This is a genomic window from Bradyrhizobium sp. KZN70725 (assembly GCF_055264925.1).
This window is the reverse complement of record NZ_JBUYWT010000028.1, coordinates 26,661-45,088: the sequence shown is the minus strand read 5'-3', so window position 1 is coordinate 45,088 and position 18,428 is coordinate 26,661. Positions and strand designations below refer to the sequence as shown.

The following is an 18,428-nucleotide window of genomic DNA, read 5'->3' as shown; positions in this document are numbered from 1 at the left end:
CTCACCCCTTCGCCATCGCGCGATAATCGAGGCGGCGGTGGAACCAGTATTGGTAGCCCGTCACGTTCTTCTGCATCGCGACGTTGACGAAGGGCTGATAGAGCGGGATGCGCGGGATGTCGGCGAAGGCGAGATCGACGAAACCCTTGACGTCGGCGTCGTAGGCCGCGGTGTCACCATTCGCGGCGGCAATGCGTGCGCCGTCGATGAGCTTGTCCATCTCGGGCGATTTGTAGCTCATCGTGTTGAAGATCGAATTGTTGCCGTGATAGCACCAGTAGAAGAAGTACTCGGGGTAATCGAGCCAGCCCGAGAACACGTTGGTGAACAGCGGCATTTCCTTCTTGGTGAGCTCGGTGCGCCAATTGGCGCCGGGCACCTTGTTGATGGTGGTCTTGATGCCGAGCTGCGCCAGACTCTCCTGCACCAGCACGCAAAGCGGCTCGTTGACACCTGCGAAATTCAGGTCGAACGAGATCGTGGTCTCGAAACCGTTGGCGTAGCCGGCCTCCGCGAGCAGCGCCTTGGCCTTCTCCATGTCGGTAAAATACTTGGTCGGCTGCGGCCAGGCGACCTCGGTCGGCTTGTCCTTGGCCGCGCCGAACATCGGGTTGGCGAGACCGAACAGCACCGCATCCATGATCTTCTGATACGGCATCGCGTAGGCCATCGCCTGCCGTACCTTGGGATTGTCGAACGGCGGCTTGGTCACGTTCATGCCGATATACTGGATGCCGTTGGAGAACGGCAGCGAGACCACGTTGAGCTTGCCGCTCGCCTTCATCTCCTGGAAGTCCTTGAACGGCAGCTCATAGGAGATGTCGGCATCGCCGCGCTCGAGCAGCGCTCGGCGGTTGCCGGCCTGCGGCACCATGCGCCAGATCACGCGCTTGATCTTCGGCAACGGGCCGCAGACCCACTCGTCGTTGCGTTCCATGACGACTTCGGTGCCGGCGGTCCATTTGGTCACCTTGTAGGCGCCGGAGCCCGCGGTCTGCTGCTTGGTGAATTCGAGGCCCCACGGATCCTTCTCGCTGGCGTTCTTCTTCACGAGTTCGGAGTTGACGACGCAGGGCACGATGACAGCGAGGTCGGGGATCGTCAGCTTGTCCTTCCTGAGGAAGTCGACGCGCACCGTATAATCATCGACGACCACGAACTGCTCGGGCTTGGTCAACGAGCCCGCGCTCATCTGGAAGGTCGGAAAGCCGCCGACAGAGACGGCACGGTCGAGCGACCATTTGACGTCCTTCGCCGTGACAGGCGTGCCGTCATGGAATTTGGCGTTCTTGCGCAGCTTGAAGGTGACCGACATGTCGCCGATGTTGATGTCCTCGGCGAGCTCAGGCTTGAACTTGTCGCGGTCGTAATAGGGCACGCCGCCCGGACCGCTCTTCATCTCGTGACTGATCAGGCGGTCGTAGCAATTCCACGACACCTCGTAGCCCGGCACGTTGGTGCCGACGCCGTGGATATCGAGATTGTTGGGACCGCCTTCGGAGACGATGAGCAGCGTCTCGGAGCGCGCGTCGGCCTTGGCCGGCGACCAGATCGCGGGCGCGGTCGGCGCCAGCGCCCCCGCGGCCAGCCCGGACACCGATTTGAGGAAATCGCGACGCTTCATGTGATGCTCCAACGCCCTGGGAAACGGCCTTGGAACTCAGATCGCAAGGATTGTGCCAACCCTTAACGAAATCTTATGTCCTGCTAATGCCTTGCCGGAGCGAGGTAAAACGTCGGCCGGTATCCCGGTCGGGCAAAATCTCAGATCGCCAATTGCATACAAAGACAGGCTATATGCTCAATAGATGAGCATGAAACGGCTTCTGCTTGCTTTGTGGCCGGCAATAGAGGCCGCGCGCTGAAGCGCGCTAATCCGGCCAGATCAGCTCCTGCAATTGCACGAAGTCGTCGACCCGGTCCGGCCAGCCGTCGATGCAGATGTGCCGGAGCGGATCGCTGGCAGAGTGCAGCATCAAGAGCGCCATCAGCCGCCGCTTCAGCGTGAACGTCACATCAGTGCGCGAGATGCCGAAGCCGTCGAACAGGCTGCGCACCCGGCGCGGATGCCCGGCGGCCATGAAGGCGCCGGGACCGAGCAGGTCGTACTCGCCCCATCCGGCCCGGACGTCGCCGAAGTCGAACAGGCCGGCGACGTGCCAGCCGTCGGCCCGGCGCCCGAGCAGAAAGTTCTCCGGAATGTACTCGCCGGTCAGGATCACCGGCGGCGCGTTCATCGGGATCAACTCAGCGGCGTCACGCAGGAGATCGTCGAGCGAGGTGAGGAATTTTTTGGGCAGGCCGAGCCGCTCATGGCGCGCCCGGCACTGCGCGATCTGCCCGCGCATGAAGGCCTCCCAGCGCGGCTCGATCGCGCGCAGGCTGCCGGGCGGCACGCGCTGCACCTCGGCAATCACGGCCCCGATCTCGGCGAGCACGCGCTCGCGCTCGGCTTCCGACAGGGATGGCCAGACCTCCGAGCCGACGGTGCCGGACAGGCGAGTGATGACGAGATACGGCCAGCCGTCGCGTTCGCCCTCCGCGACAAGATCGGGAATCGGAATGCCGAGCCGTCCGCGCAACTCGGCAAGCGCGCCGCGCTCGGACACGAATTGCGGGCGCAGAAACGGCGGGAAGAGTTTGAGGATCAGGTTATCGTCCAGCCCGACAACCAGATTGGTGCCGGTCGAGAACACATGCGGCGCGACGCACGACAGCCCGTGGCCATCAGCAATATCGCGCGCGACCGGCAACCAGCGCGACGTGCCGCTGCGCCAGGCGCGGTAGGAATCGTAGTTGGTGAGGGAAGGAAGGGATATCATTTCAAGGAATCTCGTCGCCCAATCCATCCCCGTCGTCCTGAGGTGCGAGCGGAGCGAGCCTCGAAGGATGAATCGGCCCGACTGGTGGCCGTCGATCCCTCGAGACGCCGCTTCGCGGCTCCTCAGGATGACGGAGAAACAGTTGAGCAGTCTTGATGCCCCTCACCTATCCGGATTGGCGCGCTCGAACTGGCGCAAGAGGCGGTTGCCGCGCTCGACGGCGTTGTCCATCGCGGCTTGCGCCGAACGCTTGCCGGCGAACACCTGCTCGAGCTCCTCCTCGATCACGTCGCGGATCAGGACGAACGAGCCGAGGCGGATGCCCTTCGAATGGTCGGTCGGCGGCTTCAGCGTCACCTCCTCGATCGAGATCGAGGCGCCGGGATTGCGATCGTAGAAACCCTGCGCGCGGGTCAGATCGAATGCGGCGCGGGTGATCGGCAGGTAGCCCGTGTTCTGGTGCCAGGTGGCCTGCACCTCCGGCCGCGACAGATAGGCGAAGAACTTCGCCACGCCGGCATATTCGGCGCGCGGCCGGTCGCGCAGCACCCACAGCGTCGCGCCGCCGATGATCGAGTTCTGCGGCGCGCCCTGCACGTCGGGTTCGTACGGCATCATGCCGTAGCCGACCTCGAATTTGGAATTGGCCTTGATGTCGGCGCGCGTGCCCGACGAGCCGATGAAGATGCCGCACTCCCCTTTCTGGAAGCGCGGCTCGGCCGCCTGCCCGCGGCCGCTATAGTCGAAGGTCTTGTCGGCCTGCCACTGCGCGAGCTGCGCGATGTGGCGCACCACCAGCGGATTGTTGAAGATCAGTTGGGCGTCCAGCCCGGAAAACCCGTTGGCCTTGGTCGCGATCGGCAGATTCTGGAAGGCGGAGAAGTTCTCGACATTGATCCAGGACGGCCACGACGTGGTCACGCCGCACATCGCGCCCGCCGCGCGCAGCCGCTTGGCCACGACGCCGAGCTCCGGCCAGGTCCTGGGCGGCACACTCGGATCGAGCCCGGCGGACCGGAACATATCCTTGTTGTAGTAGAGGATCGGCGTCGAGGCATTGAAGGGGAACGACAGCATGTTGCCGTCGACATCGGCATAGTAGCCGGCCACCGCGGGCAGATAGGCCGACGGCGCGAATGCCTCGGACTGATCGCGCATCAGCTCGAACACCGGATAGATCGCGCCGCGGGCCGCCATCATGGTTGCGGTCGCGATCTCGTTGACCTGAACGATCGCCGGCTGGCTGCGCGATCGGAAGGCGAAGATCGCCGCGGTGACGGTCTCGGTATAGTTGCCCTTGTAGGCGGGCACGATCCGGTAGTCGGATTGCGAGGCGTTGAAATCGGCGGCAAGCTTCTCGAGCTGCTTGCCGAGCTCGCCCGACATCGCGTGCCACCACATGATCTCGGTGGCCGCCCGCGCCGGCGACACAAGCAGAAGAGCCGCGACGACGAGGTACAGGGGCTTCAAAGCGAACTTCACGACGAGCCGTTCCCGGATGCCAACATGCCCTCATAAGGCGCTACAACCGCAGATTCAACCGACACCGCAGGTTGCACCGCGGATTTAACGTTTGGCCGATGGCGAACCAGCGCCATTCTGCTAAAAATGCGTTGAACCTTTTCTTCCCGCCCAGGACACAATTCACAAGGGGAATAGTAGCCTGTGTACCGCCGCGCCGGCCTTTCGCGGATAACGATGCTTGCCGTCGCGCTGTCATGGGCAGCGGTCCCGGCGAGCGTTTTTGCGCGCGAATTCCGGACCGCCGATACCCAGAATGAGGACTATCCGACCGTCCAAGCGCTGAATTACATGGACCGTCTGATCGCCGAACGCACCGCCGGCCGGCACCGCATCGTGGTCTTCCATTCCCGCCAGCTCGGTGAGGAGAAGGAGACGCTGGAGCAGACCCGGGCCGGCGCCATCGACTTGAACCGGACCAATGTCGCGCTGATCGGGACAATGGTGCCGTCGGTCAACGTGCTGGCAATGCCGTTCCTGTTTCGATCGCCCGAACACCTGCAAACCGTGCTGGATGGACCGATCGGCAGCGATATCCTGAACAGTCTCGGGGATCACGGCTTCGTCGGGCTGGCCTTCTACGATTCCGGCGCCCGCTCGATCTATAACAGCGTGCGCCCGGTGCGTTCGCTCGACGACCTCAAGGGACTGCGGGTGCGCGTGCAGCAATCCGAACGGATGTCGGACATGGTGCGCGCGCTCGGCGCCCAGCCGGTCCAGATGCCCTACGGCCAGGTGCTGACCGGATTCGCCACCGGGCTGATCGACGGCGCCGAGAACAACTGGGCGTCCTTCGTCACCACCGGTCACTACAAATATGCCGGCTACTACACGCTGACCCGGCACACTTTCAGTCCGGACGTGCTGCTGATGTCGCAAAAGGCCTGGGCCAGCCTCTCGGCGGAGGAGCAGGCGATCTTCCGCGAGGCCGCGCAACGCTCCAGCGCCTACATGCGCGAGAGATGGCGGGACCTCGAGGAGCGCTCGCGCCAGCAGGCGGAGCTGGCCGGCGTCAAGATCGTGACCGACATCGACCGCAAGCCGTTCGAAGCCGCGATGGCCGGCATCTACGCCGGGGCCGAGCGCGATCCTGCGATATCAGCGCTGATCGAACGCATCCGCAACATGGAGTAACCGGATCTTGGACGCACCAGAGCAGGACGGGACTGTGCGACGGCGGGCGGCCTTCGGGCCGCAGGGCCGTTTCCGCATCGTCCAGTTGCTGCGTGCGGTCCCGATCCGCTGGCGCATCCTTTCGATCGCCCTGCTCAACTCCGCGGTCGTGATCGTGCTGGCGGTGCTGATCTGGAACGGCTCGAAGGTGCTCGGCTCGGCCTGGGAGGATGTCCGCCAGGTGCGGGAATCCGACAAGATCCTGGCCAAGCTCGAAAGCGAGACCAGCCGTCTGCAGAACCTGATCCATCGCTACATCAATCAGCCGAGCCCGGACCTGTTCGCTGAAATCCTGCTGCTCCGCGAGGCCGTGCTCGGCACGCTGACCAACCGGGCCTCGACCGACCCGATGCTGTCAGGCTCGGTCGAGCAGCTGGAGCGCGTCACCAGCCGTTTCCTCGACGGCTTCGGCGAACTGCGCACCGTGCAGACCAGGATCGCCAAGACCTATGACGAGCAGGTGCTGTCGCCGACCAAGGACATGGCCGGGCTCTATTCGATCATCGAGGGCGCGACCGGCCATCGCGATGCACTGATCTGGCCCGCGCTCGGCAAGTCGCGCGAAGCGTTCACCTCGCTGCTGGTCGCCGCCAACGCCTACTACCTCTCGCTTGCCTCCTCGTCGGCCGAGGAGGCCCGCCGCAACATCGATACGATCGAGCGGACGATTCCCGTCATGACCGATCTGGCCGAGAACGATCTGCAGCGCATGGCGCTGGCGCGGCTCAAGGTCAAGACCGCCGAGCTGCGCGACGGGCTCGGCAAGCTCAGCGAGCAGCTCACCAACCGCACCGATCTGCTGCGCAACTCGATCGACGCCAGCCAGGCCGATGCGATCGGCGCGATCGACGATCTCTCGGTGAAGATGCGCCAGCGCGAGCAGAAGGCGCAGGAGACGTTCGACAAGACGCTGACCTCGATCTCGCGCCGGGTGCTGTCGATTGCCGTGATCTTCCTCGGCGTCATCATGTCGGCCGGCGTCATGATCGCGCTGTCGATCCGGCTGCCGCTGGCGCAGATCATGGCCGCGATGCGCACCATCACCTCGGGTGACCTCGACCGGCCGGTGCAGGGCACGTCGGCCAAGGACGAGGTCGGCGCCATGGCGCGCGCGGTCGAAGTGTTCCGCGAAAACGCGATCGCCAAGCGCAAGACCGAGGACGAGCTGCGCACCGCCAAGGAGGAGGCCGAAAGCGCGCTGCTCGAGCTCAATACCGCGCAGCAGAACCTGATCGATGCCGAACGTCTCGCCGCGCTCGGCGGCCTCGTTGCCGGCGTCGCCCACGAGGTCAACAACCCGATCGGCATCAGCCTGACGGTGGCCTCGAGCTTTGCCCGCCGCAGCGAGATGTTCGAGAACGATTTGAAGACCGAGCCGCTGCGCCGCTCCAGGCTCGACGAGTTCGTCCGCGCCTCGCGTGACGCATCGCAGCAACTGGTCTCGAACCTGACGCGCGCCGGCGAGCTGATCCAGTCGTTCAAGCAGGTCGCCGTCGACCGATCGCATGCCGAACGCCGCCAGTTTGCCTTGAGCGAATCCACCGACCAGATCGTGGCGAGCCTGCGGCCGGTGCTCAAGAAGGCCGCGATCGCGCTGTCGGTCGATGTGCCCGAGGGGCTCTTGATCGACGGCTATCCCGGCGCCTATGGGCAGATCTTAACCAATCTTTTCCTCAACGCCGTCAATCATGCCTTTGCCGATGGCCGCTCCGGCACCATCACCATCTCGGCGCGCGGGCGCGGCGCCGACGATGTGGAGATCATCTTCGCAGACGACGGGGCGGGCATGACGCCGGACGTGCAGCGGCAGGCGTTCGACCCGTTCTTTACGACGCGCCGCAACGAAGGTGGTACGGGCCTTGGCCTCCACATCGTCTATAACCTCGTCACCCAGCAGCTCGGTGGACGCATGATGCTGGAGTCAAGGGTAGGACAAGGCACCACTTTTCGCATTATCATGCCCAGGATCGCCAAGGGGGCTGCCAAGGGCGAGCCCACGATCGCTGACGCAGCAGCCGACGGAACCAGTCAATGGCCGAACAGGACGATGTCCTCCAACTGATCGACGATACCGAGAGCCCCCCGGAGGACTCGTCGGCCCGCAAATGGAAGATCGCCGTCATCGACGACGATCACGCCGTCCATGAAGGCACCCGTTTCGCGCTGAGCGATTACAACCTGAACGGTTCGACGCTGGAGATCCTCTCGGCCTACTCTGCGGCCGAAGGCCGCACGCTGATGCGGGACAACCCCGACATCGCGGCCGTGCTGCTCGACGTCATCATGGAGACCGACGTCGCCGGCCTCGAGCTCGTCGAGTTCATCCGCAACGAGATCAAGAACGAGACCGTGCGCATCATCCTGCGCACCGGCCAACCCGGCCAGGCGCCGGAGCGGCGCGTCATCGTGCAATACGACATCAACGACTACAAGGCGAAGACCGAGCTCACCGCCGACAAGCTGTTCACGTCGCTGACCGCCGCGCTGCGCAGCTACCAGCAGCTCGAGCGCATGGTGCAGACGCGGCGCGGGCTCGAGATCATCATCGACGCGGCCTCGACGCTGTACGATTTCAAATCGATGCAGCGGCTGGCCGAGGGCGTGCTGACCCAGCTCGCCTCGCTGCTCAACGTCGACTGCGCCGGCATTCTGGTGCTGCGCGACGACGGCAATTCGGCGGCGGCCGATTTCTCGGTGCTGGCCTGCTCGGGCTGCTACAGCCGCTTCATCGGCACCACCTCGTCGAAGGCGCTCGATCCGGACCTGCGGCACATGGTGGAGGAAGCATTCCAGCGCCGCAAGAACGAGTTCGCCGACCACCGCAGCGTGCTCTATTCGCGCACCGGCAGCGGCCGCGAGGTCGTGGTGCTGCTGCAGGCCGAGCGCCAGCTCTCCGACACCGACCGTGCGCTGGTCGAGATATTCTCGAGCCGGCTGTCGATCGCGTTCGACAATGTGATCCTCTACCAGCAGCTGCACGAGGCCAACACCCAGCTCGAGGACCGCGTCGCGCAGCGCACCCGCGCGCTGATGCAGGCCAACCGGCGGCTCTCGGCGCAGTGGCTGCGGCTGCAGCGCGCCAACGGCTTCAAGAACGAAATCCTCGGCACCGTCGCTCACGACCTGAAGAACCCGCTCGGCGTCATCCTCGGCCGCACCGAGATGCTGACCGAACTGATCGGCGCCGGCTCGCCGAAGGAAAACGTCACATCGCAGGTCGAGCACATAAGGGACGCGACCAAGCGGCTGACCTCGATGGTCGACCATCTGATCTCGGACGCGATGGCCGACGCCTTCGACATCACCATCCGCCGCGAGCCGGTCGACGTCGCGGCCCTGGTCAACGAGGTCACCGAGGCCAATCTGCCCTCGGCGGTCAACAAGCAGCAGAGCATCTCGGTCTCGGGGCCGCAGCAATTCGTCACGATGTGCGACGCCGACCGGATTCGCGAGGCGATCGACAACCTCGTCAGCAACGCCATCAAGTACTCGCCGATCGGCGGCAAGATCACGGTCACGGTCAGCCATGAGGGCGACGACACCGTGATCCGGATCGCCGACCAGGGACCCGGCCTCAGCCCCGAGGATCTCGGCCGGCTGTTCGGCCGGTTCCAGCGGCTGTCGGCCAAGCCGACCGCGGGCGAAAGCTCGACCGGGCTCGGCCTTTCCATCGTCAAGCGCATCATCGACATGCATGGCGGCCATGTGACCGCGCAGAGCCCGGGCCCCGGACAGGGGTCGACCTTTACGGTTACACTGCCGGCGACAGAGACATCATGAGCCAGAACCCGCATATCTTCATCGTGGACGATGAGGCGCCGGCCCGAGAAATGGTCGGCGATTACCTCAAGATGCACGGCTTCGGCGTGACGCTGTGCGACGGCGGCAAGAGCCTGCGCAAGGAGATCGAGGGCTGCACGCCCGATCTCGTGGTGCTGGACCTCAACATGCCCGAGGAAGACGGGCTGTCGATCATTCGCGACCTCAAGAGCAAGATCAACGTCCCCGTCATCATGCTGACAGCTACTGCCAGCCCGATCGACCGGGTGGTCGGGCTGGAGCTCGGCGCCGACGATTACGTGGCCAAGCCCTGCGAATTGCGCGAGCTGATGGCACGCATCCGCTCGGTGCTGCGGCGGAGCGGGCCGGCGAAAGCGGCGGCGCCGGAACCGGCGAACGCGAAGGCCGAAAAGGAGCAGCTGGTTCGGTTCGGCACCAAATGGCTCGATCTCGAGGCCCAGGCGCTACGCGACGACGAGGGCAACGAGCATCCGCTGACGGCCTCCGAATTCGGCCTGCTGAAGGTGTTCGCGGCCAACCCGAAGCGGGTGCTGTCGCGCGAGCGGCTCTTGGAACTCGCCAATGCGCGCGACGCGGAGGCCTTCGACCGCGCCGTCGACCTGCGCATCATGCGCATCCGCCGCAAGATCGAATTCGACCCGACCAAGCCGTCCGTGATCCGCACCATCCGCGGCGGCGGCTATCTGTTCTCGCCGACCGGCGACAAGGCGTAGTCATTCCGGTGCCGTCCCCGTCATCCCCGCGCAAAGGCTTCGCCTTTGTCGCTGGAGGAGCCGCGCAGCGGCGTCTCGAAGGATGCACGGCCCCGGCTGGTGGCCGTCGATCCTTCGAGGCTCGCTGCGCTCGCACCTCAGGATGACGGGACTACGCCCTGCATCATCCTCGAATTTATCGATTTGGCTGTGCGACACACCCAGAATCCACACAGCAAAGGCTGTCAATCCGCGCAAAAATCCCTAAGTTTCGGCCATGCCGAAAACAGCCTCCAAAGCCCCCGCCAAGCCCGCATCGAAGACCGCCGCCAAGCCCGTTGCCGCCAAGGCCACGGCGAAGGGCGACCATGTCTTCCTGGTCGACGGCTCGTCCTACATCTTCCGCGCCTACCACGCGCTGCCGCCGCTGAACCGCAAATCCGACGGGCTGCAGGTCAACGCCGTGCTCGGCTTCTGCAACATGCTGTGGAAGCTGCTCCGCGACATGCCCGAGGACAACCGGCCGACGCATCTGGCGATCGTGTTCGACAAGTCGGAGATCACGTTCCGCAACAAGCTCTACCCCGACTACAAGGCGCACCGGCCGCCGGCGCCCGACGATCTGATCCCGCAATTCGCGCTGATCCGCGAGGCGGTGCGCGCCTTCGAACTGCCCTGCCTCGAGCAGGTCGGCTTCGAGGCCGACGATCTGATCGCGACCTATGCGCGGCTCGCCAGCGAGCGCGGCGCGACCACGACGATCGTGTCATCGGACAAGGATCTGATGCAGCTCGTCAACGACAAGGTCGTGATGTACGACACGATGAAGGATCGCCGCATCGGCCGCGACGAGGTGATCGAGAAGTTCGGCGTGCCGCCGGAGAAGGTGGTCGAGGTGCAGGCCCTGGCCGGCGACTCCACCGACAACGTGCCCGGCGTGCCCGGCATCGGCATCAAGACCGCCGCGCAGCTGATCATCGAATATGGCGATCTCGATCAGCTGCTGTTCCGCGCCGGCGAAATCAAGCAGCCGAAGCGGCGCGAGGCGCTGCTCGAGAACGCCGAGAAGGCGCGCATCTCGCGCCAGCTGGTGCTGCTTGACGACAAGGTCGACCTCGAAGTGCCGCTCGACGACCTCGCCGTGAACGAGCCCGACTCGCGCCGGCTGATCGCCTTCCTCAAGGCGATGGAGTTCACCACCCTCACCCGCCGCGTCGCCGACTACGCGCAGATCGACCCGGCCAATGTCGATGCCGATCCCGGCAACAAGAGCGGCGCGAGCGTGTTCTCGCCGTTGCCGCCGTCGGATGTGACGCCGGCGCCCGGAGACGCTCCGGCATCGGCCGCGGCGCCACTGCCGAAAGCCAAGCCGACCGGCGCGCGCGACGACAAGAATTCGAACCTGAAGGGCACGCCGGCAACGCTGGCCGAGGCCCGCGGCGAGGCGATCCGGAAAATTGGCTTCGACCGCAAGGCGTATCAGGCGATCGGCAGTCTCGATCAGCTCAACGCCTTCATCGCCCGCGTGCCCGACACCGGCTATGTCGCGATCGAGGCGATGTCGGAATCGATCGACCCGATGCAGGGCGAGCTCGCAGGCCTTGCGCTGGCGCTGGCGCCAAACGATGCGTGTTACGTCCCGCTCAGCCACCGGCAGGCCGGCGGCGGCGCGGGCCTGTTCGATGCCGGCCTCGCACCGGGCCAGATCAAGACCGCCGAGGCGCTGGCGGCGCTGAGGCCGCTGCTGGAGTCCGTTGGAATCCAGAAGGTCGGCTTTGACGTCAAGTTCACCTCGGTGATGCTGGCGCAGCACGGAATCACCCTGCGCAACATCGACGATGCGCAGCTCATGAGCTACGCGCTCGATGCCGGCCGCGGCTCGCATGCGCTGGAGGCGCTCGCCGAGCGCTGGTTCGGCCACGCCGTCGTCAATTACGGCGGCCTCGTCGGCAGCGGCAAGGGCAAGCTGACCTTCGATCAGGTCACGATCGACAAGGCCAGCGAATATGCGGCCGAAAGTGCCGACGTGATTCTGCGGCTGTGGCGGGTGCTGAAGCCGCGTCTCGTCGCCGAGCGGATGACGACGGTGTATGAGACGCTGGAGCGGCCGCTGGTCTCGGTGCTGGCGCGGATGGAACGGCGCGGCATCTCGATCGATCGCCAGGTGCTGTCGCGGCTGTCGGGCGATTTCGCCCAGACCGCTGCGCGCGTCGAGGCCGAGATCCAGGAGATCGCCGGCGAGCGGGTCAATGTCGGCAGCCCGAAGCAAATCGGCGACATCATCTTCGGCAAGATGGGATTGCCCGGCGGCAGCAAGACCAAGACCGGCGCGTGGTCGACCACCGCGCAGGTGCTCGACGAGCTCGCCGAGCAAGGCCACGAATTCCCGAAGAAGATCCTGGAGTGGCGCCAGGTCTCGAAGCTGAAATCGACCTACACCGACGCGCTGCCGACCTATGTCAATCCGCAGACCCATCGCGTCCACACCACCTACGCGCTGGCCGCGACCACCACGGGCCGGCTGTCGTCGAACGAGCCGAACCTGCAGAACATCCCTGTTCGTACCGAGGACGGCCGCAAGATCCGCCGCGCGTTCATCGCGACGCCGGGCCACAAGCTGGTGTCGGCCGACTATTCCCAGATCGAGTTGCGGCTGCTCGCCGAGATCGCCGACGTGCCGGTGCTGCGCCAGGCCTTCCGCGACGGGCTCGACATTCACGCCATGACCGCATCCGAAATGTTCGGCGTGCCGATCAAGGACATGCCGAGCGAGGTGCGCCGCCGCGCCAAGGCGATCAACTTCGGCATCATCTACGGCATCTCGGCGTTCGGCCTCGCCAACCAGCTCGGCATCGCCCGCGAGGAGGCCTCGGCCTACATCAAGAAATACTTCGAGCGCTTCCCGGGCATCCGCGCCTATATGGACGAGACCAAGGACTTCTGCCGCCGCAACGGCTATGTGACGACGTTGTTCGGGCGCAAGTGCTACTACCCCGACATCAAGGCGTCCAACGCCTCGGTGCGCGCCTTCAACGAACGCGCCGCCATCAATGCGCGGCTGCAGGGCACCGCGGCTGACATCATCCGCCGCGCCATGATCCGCGTCGAGGACGCGCTCACCGAGAAAAAGCTCTCGGCGCAGATGCTTTTGCAGGTGCATGACGAACTGATCTTCGAGGTGCCCGACGACGAGGTCGCGGCGACGCTGCCGGTGGTGCAGAAGGTGATGCAGGACGCACCCTTCCCGGCGGTGATCCTGTCGCTACCGCTGCAGGTCGACGCCCGCGCCGCGAACAATTGGGACGAGGCGCATTAGCGCTTCCTCACCTCGCCCCGCTTGCGGGGAGAGGTCGGATCGCTCTTGTGATCCGGGTGAGGGGGTACAGGTCTCACCTCGGTCCTTGCACGTTGAGAGAACCCCTCACCCCCAACCCTCTCAGAGCGAGCTTCGCTCGTCTCGACCCCGCATCCGCCTTCGCCCGAAGGCGGGCTTCGGCGGACAAGAGAGCGGGGCGAGGGAGCGCACCACCGCCCCGCCACATTGCTCCGAGAGCAATTCCGCGATGGCCGCGCGGCGGACGGCACGCTAGAAGCGTGCGCATCCCTCGCGAGACCCGTCATGCCCCACACCTCCGCTTTGCTCGGCTTTGCGCTCATCTGCCTTGGCATGGTGCTGACGCCGGGGCCGAACATGATCTACCTGATCTCGCGCTCGATCACGCAGGGGCCCGCGGCGGGCATCGTCTCGCTCGGCGGCGTGGCGCTCGGCTTCGTGTTCTACATGATGTGCGCGGCGTTCGGCATCACCGCATTGCTGTTTGCGATTCCCTACGCCTATGACGCGCTGCGCTTTGCCGGCGCGGGCTATTTGCTGTGGCTCGCATGGCAGGCCGTGAGGCCCGGCGGCCGCTCGCCGTTCCAGGTCAAGGCGCTGAAGGTCGACGGCCCGCGCAAGCTGTTCGCGATGGGCTTCGTCACCAATCTGCTGAACCCGAAGATCGCGATGCTTTATCTGGCGCTGCTGCCGCAGTTCATCGATCCCACCGGCGGCAGCGTGCTGACGCAGTCGCTCGCGCTCGGCTCGATCCAGATCGTGATCAGCGTCAGCGTCAACGCGATGATCGCGCTCGCCGCCGGTTCGATCGCGGTGTTTCTCGGCACTCGCCCGACCTGGCTCCTGGTGCAGCGCTGGCTGATGGGCACGGTGCTCGCAGGGCTGGCGATGAAGATGGCGCTCGAAGCGCGGCAGGCCTAGCTTTCTTCACCTCGCCCCGCTCTTGCGGGGAGAGGTCGGCGCGTAGCGCCGGGTGAGGGGCGCATCCGCAAATTCAATTCCCACCGTTATCGGGGAGATAGCCCCTCACCCCACCCCTCTCCCCGCAAGGGCGGGGCGAGGGAGAAGATCAATCCAGCTTCGCCTCCATGCCCCGCTTCGTCGCCGGGCGAGCCATCAGCGTCTCGTACCAGCGCTTGACGTTGGGGAAGTCTGATAGCTCGACCTTGTGGCGCGGATGGCGCCAGGCCCAGCCGAGGATGGCGAAATCGGCGACCGAGAGATCGCCGGCGACGAATTCGCGCTCCTGAAGCCGGCGGTCGAGCACGCCGTAGAGCCGCCGCGTCTCGGCCATGTAGCGCTTCAGGCCGTAGGCGCGGTCCTGCTCGTTCTCCAGCGCGATGAAATGGTGCACCTGGCCCGGCATCGGGCCGAAGCCGCCCATCTGCCACATCAGCCACTCATAGACCGGGATCCGCTCCGCCAGCGGCTTCGGCAGGAACTTGCCGGTCTTCTCGCCGAGATAGAGCAGGATCGCGCCGGACTCGAAAATGCTAACCGGCTTGCCGCCCGGCCCATCCGGATCGACGATCGCCGGGATCTTGTTGTTCGGACTGATCGCGAGGAAGGCGGGCGCCATCTGCTCGCCCTTGCTGATGTTGACCGGGATCACCTTGTAGGGCAGCCCCATTTCCTCCAGCGCCACCGAGATCTTGCGGCCGTTGGGGGTGTTCCAGGTGTGCAGCTCGATGGTCATTTCCGCTTCCCGTGCAAGTGTTTGGGCAAGTGTTCGGCCGAGTGTTTGGCGCCTGCTTACGGGGAACGGAACGGCCGCACAACCGCGCTTTGCGGAAAGCACGCCCGCGGAAATCGCGGCTTGGGCACTGTTGACGGCCCGATTTCCACGCTGGAATGTGCCGGTAAGCGTGGATAGATTGCCGCCCGCCTCAAACCCTCAAGGGAAAAAGTCTTTGTCCAAATCAGCCTCCCGCGCCCGCCTCGCCGAGATCATCCGCAAGCGCTCGTTCGGCCGCGGCGAGATCACGCTGGCGTCGGGCCGCAAGAGCGACTTCTATTTCAACCTGAAGCCGACGATGCTCGATCCCGAGGGCGCGGCGCTGCTCGCCGAGCTCACCTATGAAGCGCTGAAGGATGACAAGCTCGATTTCGTCGGCGGGCTCGAGATGGGCGCGGTGCCGCTCGCCGGCGCCATCGCGCAACTGTCCTGGCTGAAGGGCCACCCGATCGCGGCGTTCTTCGTGCGCAAGAAGCCGAAGGAGCACGGCGCGAAGCTGTCCGTCGAAGGGCTGGCGAAGGGCGAGAGCCTTGCGGGCAAGCGGATCGTGATCGTCGAGGACGTCACCACGACAGGCGGCTCGGCGCTGAAGGCGGTGGAAGCCGTGCGCGAGGCCGGCGGCGAGATCGCCCTGGTCTTCACCATGGTCGACCGCGAGGAAGGCGCCACCGAGACGTTCGCCGAAGCCGGGCTCCAATTCCGCGCGCTGTACAAGGCCGGCGAGTTCCTGAAGGACTGAGTTTATTCCCTCCCTCTTCCCGCAAGCGGGGCGAGGTGGATGGGGCGGTTCGCGCGACCTCGCCTTCGTGTGACGCCGTCACCCCAAATCAATCGCTCGTTTACCATCGCGCACTAGGGTGAAGCCGCCGGGGCAGCTTGTCGCCGTGGCGCGTCGGGTGGAGTTGGCGTTGCGTACAGAGTTGAGTGATCGGCGCATGCGGCGCCGCGTGATGCTGGGCGCCGCAGCCTTTGCGGGTTCCGTCCTGGTGGTGCCCGCGCCTGTATCGGCCGAAGGGCTGTTCGACTTCTTCTTCGGCGGTTCCCAGAAGCAACAGGGTCGGCAGGCGCCGCCGCAGGCCAATTTCTTCGCCGATCCGTTCGGCCTCAATCAGCAGGCTGAACGGCAGCCGTCCGCCCCCATCTCGGCGCCGCGCGTGGCCGGTTCCGGACCGGCGTATTGCGTGCGCAGCTGCGACGGCAAGTATTTTCCGCTGACGATGCGCGGCAACGCCACGCCGGCGCAGCTTTGCCAAGCGTTCTGTCCGGCGAGCGCGACCAAGGTCTATTACGGCAGCCATATCGACAGCTCCGCGTCGAGCACGGGCGAGCGCTACGCGGACAGCGAGAACGCCTTCGCCTATCGCAAGGCGTTGCGCGCCGACTGCACCTGCAATGGCCGCGACCCGGCAGGGCTTGCGCCGGTCGACCTCGCGCTCGATGCCTCGCTGCGCGCCGGCGACGTGATCGCGACCACCGACGGCCTCGTCGCCTATACCGGCATCCGTGTCGGCAACGAGCAGTCGTTCGACTTCACGCCGGTTGCCTCCTATCCCGGACTGACTTCGGCGGTCCGCGCGCGGCTCGGCGAAATGAAGGTCGCCCCCGTCAGCGCCGAGATCGCCGGCGACGCGCCGCTGCCGGAAACCAGAAGCGATGTCGCGCCGTCGCCGCCGTCGTCTGTTGCGCCGAAGGGCAACGCCGCGAAGCCGGCAAGGCGCGCCGAAGTGAACTGACGGGCGTCAGCCCGTCATTCCGGGATGGTGCGTAAGCGCCAGACCCGGGATCTCGAGATTCCGGGTTCGATGCTTCCCATCGCCCCGGAATGACATCGCGACAACTATCAGCGCGCCACGATCACGCCGATCACGTTCGGCGCGGCCATGTATTTCTCCTCGATCGCGGCCCGCGCGGCCGCGCGGTTCTCCGGATTGAGGATGCCGCGCTTCTCGGCGAGGATCATCCAGCAATAGCCCCACCAGTCCGTCAGCATGCCGTGGTCGTCGACGAGATCATAACCCTGCTCGCCGGCGAAGATCCGCGCATGCGCTTCATCGAGCGAGTCGAGCCAGGCGTGATCCTCGTCCGAGAACAGTTCGTCGCTGAAATCATCCGTGGTGTAGCCCCAGATCGACATGCAGACCGCGTTGAACTCGCGATCGAGCTGGTCGTCGTCGATCGGCTGGCGGCGCGAGGCCTGGTGCAGCCGCGACAGCGACCGCGCGAAATCGGCAATCCGGGTCAGGGCGAATTGATCGAAGGCGATGGTGGACATGTAGTCCTCGCAGAGACTGAAAGACCATAGATATTGTGTCGGCGCAGCCGCCGAATCACAATGATATATCAAAGACTTGCTAAAGTGTTCTTAATTCGTTCTGATGCTATCAGTAGACGTCGCCCCGGTGAAGGCCGGGGCCCATAACCACCGCTATCGGACATCTCACGTGATCGGTGCCCCGAAATGAATACCGCAGTCTATTACGTCTACATTCTCGCGAGCCGCCGCCATGGGACACTCTACGTCGGCGTCAGCAACGATCTTTGCAATCGGCTTACGCTTCACCGCTCTGGACACGGCTCACAGTTCGTCAAGAAATACGGCGTCACGCGACTGGTTTACGTGGAGGTCTACGTCACACCGCAGGAAGCGATCGCACGGGAAAAAGCGCTGAAGGAATGGCGCCGCGACTGGAAGATTCGCCTGATCGAGAAAGACAATCCGGAGTGGGGCGACCTGTCCCATCTTCTCTGACGGCTGTGGTTATGGGCCCCGGCCTTCGCCGGGGCGACGCATTGCGGTGACTGTCTTCGCCTCATGAAAAAACGGTGGCCATGAAAGGCCCCAAAAAGCAATTCGGGCCGCTGACCAGGTCAGCGGCCCGTTGAAAATGGCTTCGGAATGAAATGCGTCGGAGCTGAAAAATGTGCCCGCCCCACGAGCGACAGCTGTGTTTGTAAAGGCTCCGTTAAGGCTTGGAAATCCGTATCACCACGGTGTCCCGATTGAGCGTGAAAGCGCGTTGCGCGGCCGCTCAATTCATCGCCGAGAGCAGCTTGTCGCCGCAGGCATTTGCGTAGAACTTGCCGCCGCATTGCCGCTTGATGGCGGCACAGCGCGCGGCGGGCGATGCGTTCTGCGCCACGCTGAAGCCGCAATTCAGGCCGTCGGCGCTGCGGCCCGGTCTGCCCGCGGCATCGGCTGCGCTGGTCGCCGTGATGCACACCACGAGCAACGCCGCGGCCGCGATTTCGATCAAGAGTCTCATCACGCATCCTCCGGTCAATTGTCGCGAAATCCCGGCTTCTGCAGCGCCATCGTAGCACCCATGACGGCTGGTCCGGAAGGTTCCCGA

Annotated in this window: 15 protein-coding genes; 9 read left to right on the top strand and 6 right to left on the bottom strand. The window is 65.0% G+C overall.

Annotated elements, in window-relative coordinates; all coding sequences use genetic code 11:
• Window position 1: 1 nt before the first annotated feature.
• From ACZBJS_RS24630 to ugpB, 3 genes are all read right to left on the bottom strand, one after another.
• Window positions 2-1,624, bottom strand: a complete 1,623-nt coding sequence (locus tag ACZBJS_RS24630) for an ABC transporter substrate-binding protein (protein ID WP_316396560.1) — start codon at window positions 1,622-1,624, stop codon at window positions 2-4.
• A 247-nt stretch (window positions 1,625-1,871) separates the two neighbouring features.
• Entirely contained in the window at window positions 1,872-2,822 is a 951-nt protein-coding gene (locus tag ACZBJS_RS24625; protein WP_316396558.1) for an aminoglycoside phosphotransferase family protein, read from the bottom strand.
• 162 nt (window positions 2,823-2,984) lie between these two features.
• On the bottom strand, window positions 2,985-4,304 hold the full coding sequence (gene ugpB, locus ACZBJS_RS24620) for a sn-glycerol-3-phosphate ABC transporter substrate-binding protein UgpB (RefSeq protein WP_316396557.1): 1,320 nt from the start codon (window positions 4,302-4,304) through the stop codon (window positions 2,985-2,987).
• A gap of 216 nt (window positions 4,305-4,520) precedes the next feature.
• Between ugpB and ACZBJS_RS24615 the strand changes: the two genes are divergently transcribed.
• The 6 genes from ACZBJS_RS24615 (at window position 4,521) to ACZBJS_RS24590 (ending at window position 14,264) form a co-directional block, all read left to right on the top strand.
• On the top strand, window positions 4,521-5,477 hold the full coding sequence (locus ACZBJS_RS24615; protein ID WP_316396556.1) for a TRAP transporter substrate-binding protein: 957 nt from the start codon (window positions 4,521-4,523) through the stop codon (window positions 5,475-5,477).
• A gap of 34 nt (window positions 5,478-5,511) precedes the next feature.
• On the top strand, window positions 5,512-7,578 hold the full coding sequence (locus tag ACZBJS_RS24610; RefSeq protein WP_176936741.1) for a sensor histidine kinase: 2,067 nt from the start codon (window positions 5,512-5,514) through the stop codon (window positions 7,576-7,578).
• A complete protein-coding gene (locus tag ACZBJS_RS24605; protein ID WP_057019490.1) occupies window positions 7,548-9,296 on the top strand; it encodes an ATP-binding response regulator in 1,749 nt (582 codons plus the stop codon). Before ACZBJS_RS24610 ends, ACZBJS_RS24605 begins: the two co-directional genes overlap by 31 nt.
• The gene (locus ACZBJS_RS24600; protein WP_076831064.1) at window positions 9,293-10,030 is read left to right on the top strand and encodes a response regulator; all 738 of its coding nucleotides are present in this window, start codon (window positions 9,293-9,295) and stop codon (window positions 10,028-10,030) included. Before ACZBJS_RS24605 ends, ACZBJS_RS24600 begins: the two co-directional genes overlap by 4 nt.
• 256 nt (window positions 10,031-10,286) lie before the next feature.
• A complete protein-coding gene (gene polA, locus ACZBJS_RS24595; RefSeq protein WP_316396555.1) occupies window positions 10,287-13,325 on the top strand; it encodes a DNA polymerase I in 3,039 nt (1,012 codons plus the stop codon).
• Between the two features lie 303 nt (window positions 13,326-13,628).
• Window positions 13,629-14,264 carry a LysE family translocator gene (locus tag ACZBJS_RS24590; RefSeq protein ID WP_316396554.1) on the top strand — a complete coding sequence of 212 codons (636 nt, stop codon included), beginning with the start codon at window positions 13,629-13,631 and terminating at the stop codon, window positions 14,262-14,264.
• A 148-nt stretch (window positions 14,265-14,412) separates the two neighbouring features.
• On the opposite strand, the gene ACZBJS_RS24585 is transcribed toward ACZBJS_RS24590, so the two are convergent.
• Window positions 14,413-15,039 (bottom strand): glutathione S-transferase family protein, encoded by a 627-nt coding sequence (locus ACZBJS_RS24585; protein WP_057019494.1) that lies wholly within the window; start codon window positions 15,037-15,039, stop codon window positions 14,413-14,415.
• 214 nt (window positions 15,040-15,253) lie between these two features.
• Here ACZBJS_RS24585 and pyrE point away from each other — a divergent pair, with 214 nt between their 5' ends.
• Window positions 15,254-15,817, top strand: a complete 564-nt coding sequence (pyrE, locus tag ACZBJS_RS24580) for an orotate phosphoribosyltransferase (protein ID WP_057019495.1) — start codon at window positions 15,254-15,256, stop codon at window positions 15,815-15,817.
• Between the two features lie 196 nt (window positions 15,818-16,013).
• Window positions 16,014-16,811: a DUF2865 domain-containing protein gene (locus tag ACZBJS_RS24575; RefSeq protein WP_316396552.1), complete on the top strand. Its 798-nt coding sequence runs from the start codon at window positions 16,014-16,016 to the stop codon at window positions 16,809-16,811.
• 107 nt (window positions 16,812-16,918) lie between these two features.
• Here ACZBJS_RS24575 and ACZBJS_RS24570 read toward each other — a convergent pair whose 3' ends face one another.
• Window positions 16,919-17,350 (bottom strand): hypothetical protein, encoded by a 432-nt coding sequence (locus ACZBJS_RS24570; protein WP_016843277.1) that lies wholly within the window; start codon window positions 17,348-17,350, stop codon window positions 16,919-16,921.
• 186 nt (window positions 17,351-17,536) lie between these two features.
• On the opposite strand from ACZBJS_RS24570, the gene ACZBJS_RS24565 reads away from it, so the two are divergent.
• Window positions 17,537-17,827, top strand: coding sequence for a GIY-YIG nuclease family protein (locus tag ACZBJS_RS24565; RefSeq protein ID WP_168858359.1), 291 nt, complete (start codon window positions 17,537-17,539; stop codon window positions 17,825-17,827).
• Between the two features lie 280 nt (window positions 17,828-18,107).
• On the opposite strand, the gene ACZBJS_RS24560 is transcribed toward ACZBJS_RS24565, so the two are convergent.
• Complete coding sequence (locus tag ACZBJS_RS24560) at window positions 18,108-18,341, bottom strand: hypothetical protein (protein WP_057019498.1); 234 nt, start codon at window positions 18,339-18,341, stop codon at window positions 18,108-18,110.
• Window positions 18,342-18,428: the final 87 nt, after the last annotated feature.

What these genes read in the sequence shown, in the direction of transcription:
- ACZBJS_RS24630 (WP_316396560.1), bottom strand. Translation starts at nt 1,624, where the DNA reads ATGAAGCGTCGCGATTTCCTCAAATCGGTGTCCGGGCTGGCCGCGGGG.
- ACZBJS_RS24625 (WP_316396558.1), bottom strand. Translation starts at nt 2,822, where the DNA reads ATGATATCCCTTCCTTCCCTCACCAACTACGATTCCTACCGCGCCTGG.
- ACZBJS_RS24615 (WP_316396556.1), top strand. Translation starts at nt 4,521, where the DNA reads ATGCTTGCCGTCGCGCTGTCATGGGCAGCGGTCCCGGCGAGCGTTTTT.
- ACZBJS_RS24605 (WP_057019490.1), top strand. Translation starts at nt 7,548, where the DNA reads ATGGCCGAACAGGACGATGTCCTCCAACTGATCGACGATACCGAGAGC.
- ACZBJS_RS24600 (WP_076831064.1), top strand. Translation starts at nt 9,293, where the DNA reads ATGAGCCAGAACCCGCATATCTTCATCGTGGACGATGAGGCGCCGGCC.
- polA (WP_316396555.1), top strand. Translation starts at nt 10,287, where the DNA reads ATGCCGAAAACAGCCTCCAAAGCCCCCGCCAAGCCCGCATCGAAGACC.
- ACZBJS_RS24590 (WP_316396554.1), top strand. Translation starts at nt 13,629, where the DNA reads ATGCCCCACACCTCCGCTTTGCTCGGCTTTGCGCTCATCTGCCTTGGC.
- ACZBJS_RS24585 (WP_057019494.1), bottom strand. Translation starts at nt 15,039, where the DNA reads ATGACCATCGAGCTGCACACCTGGAACACCCCCAACGGCCGCAAGATC.
- ACZBJS_RS24575 (WP_316396552.1), top strand. Translation starts at nt 16,014, where the DNA reads ATGCGGCGCCGCGTGATGCTGGGCGCCGCAGCCTTTGCGGGTTCCGTC.
- ACZBJS_RS24570 (WP_016843277.1), bottom strand. Translation starts at nt 17,350, where the DNA reads ATGTCCACCATCGCCTTCGATCAATTCGCCCTGACCCGGATTGCCGAT.
- ACZBJS_RS24565 (WP_168858359.1), top strand. Translation starts at nt 17,537, where the DNA reads ATGAATACCGCAGTCTATTACGTCTACATTCTCGCGAGCCGCCGCCAT.
- ACZBJS_RS24560 (WP_057019498.1), bottom strand. Translation starts at nt 18,341, where the DNA reads ATGAGACTCTTGATCGAAATCGCGGCCGCGGCGTTGCTCGTGGTGTGC.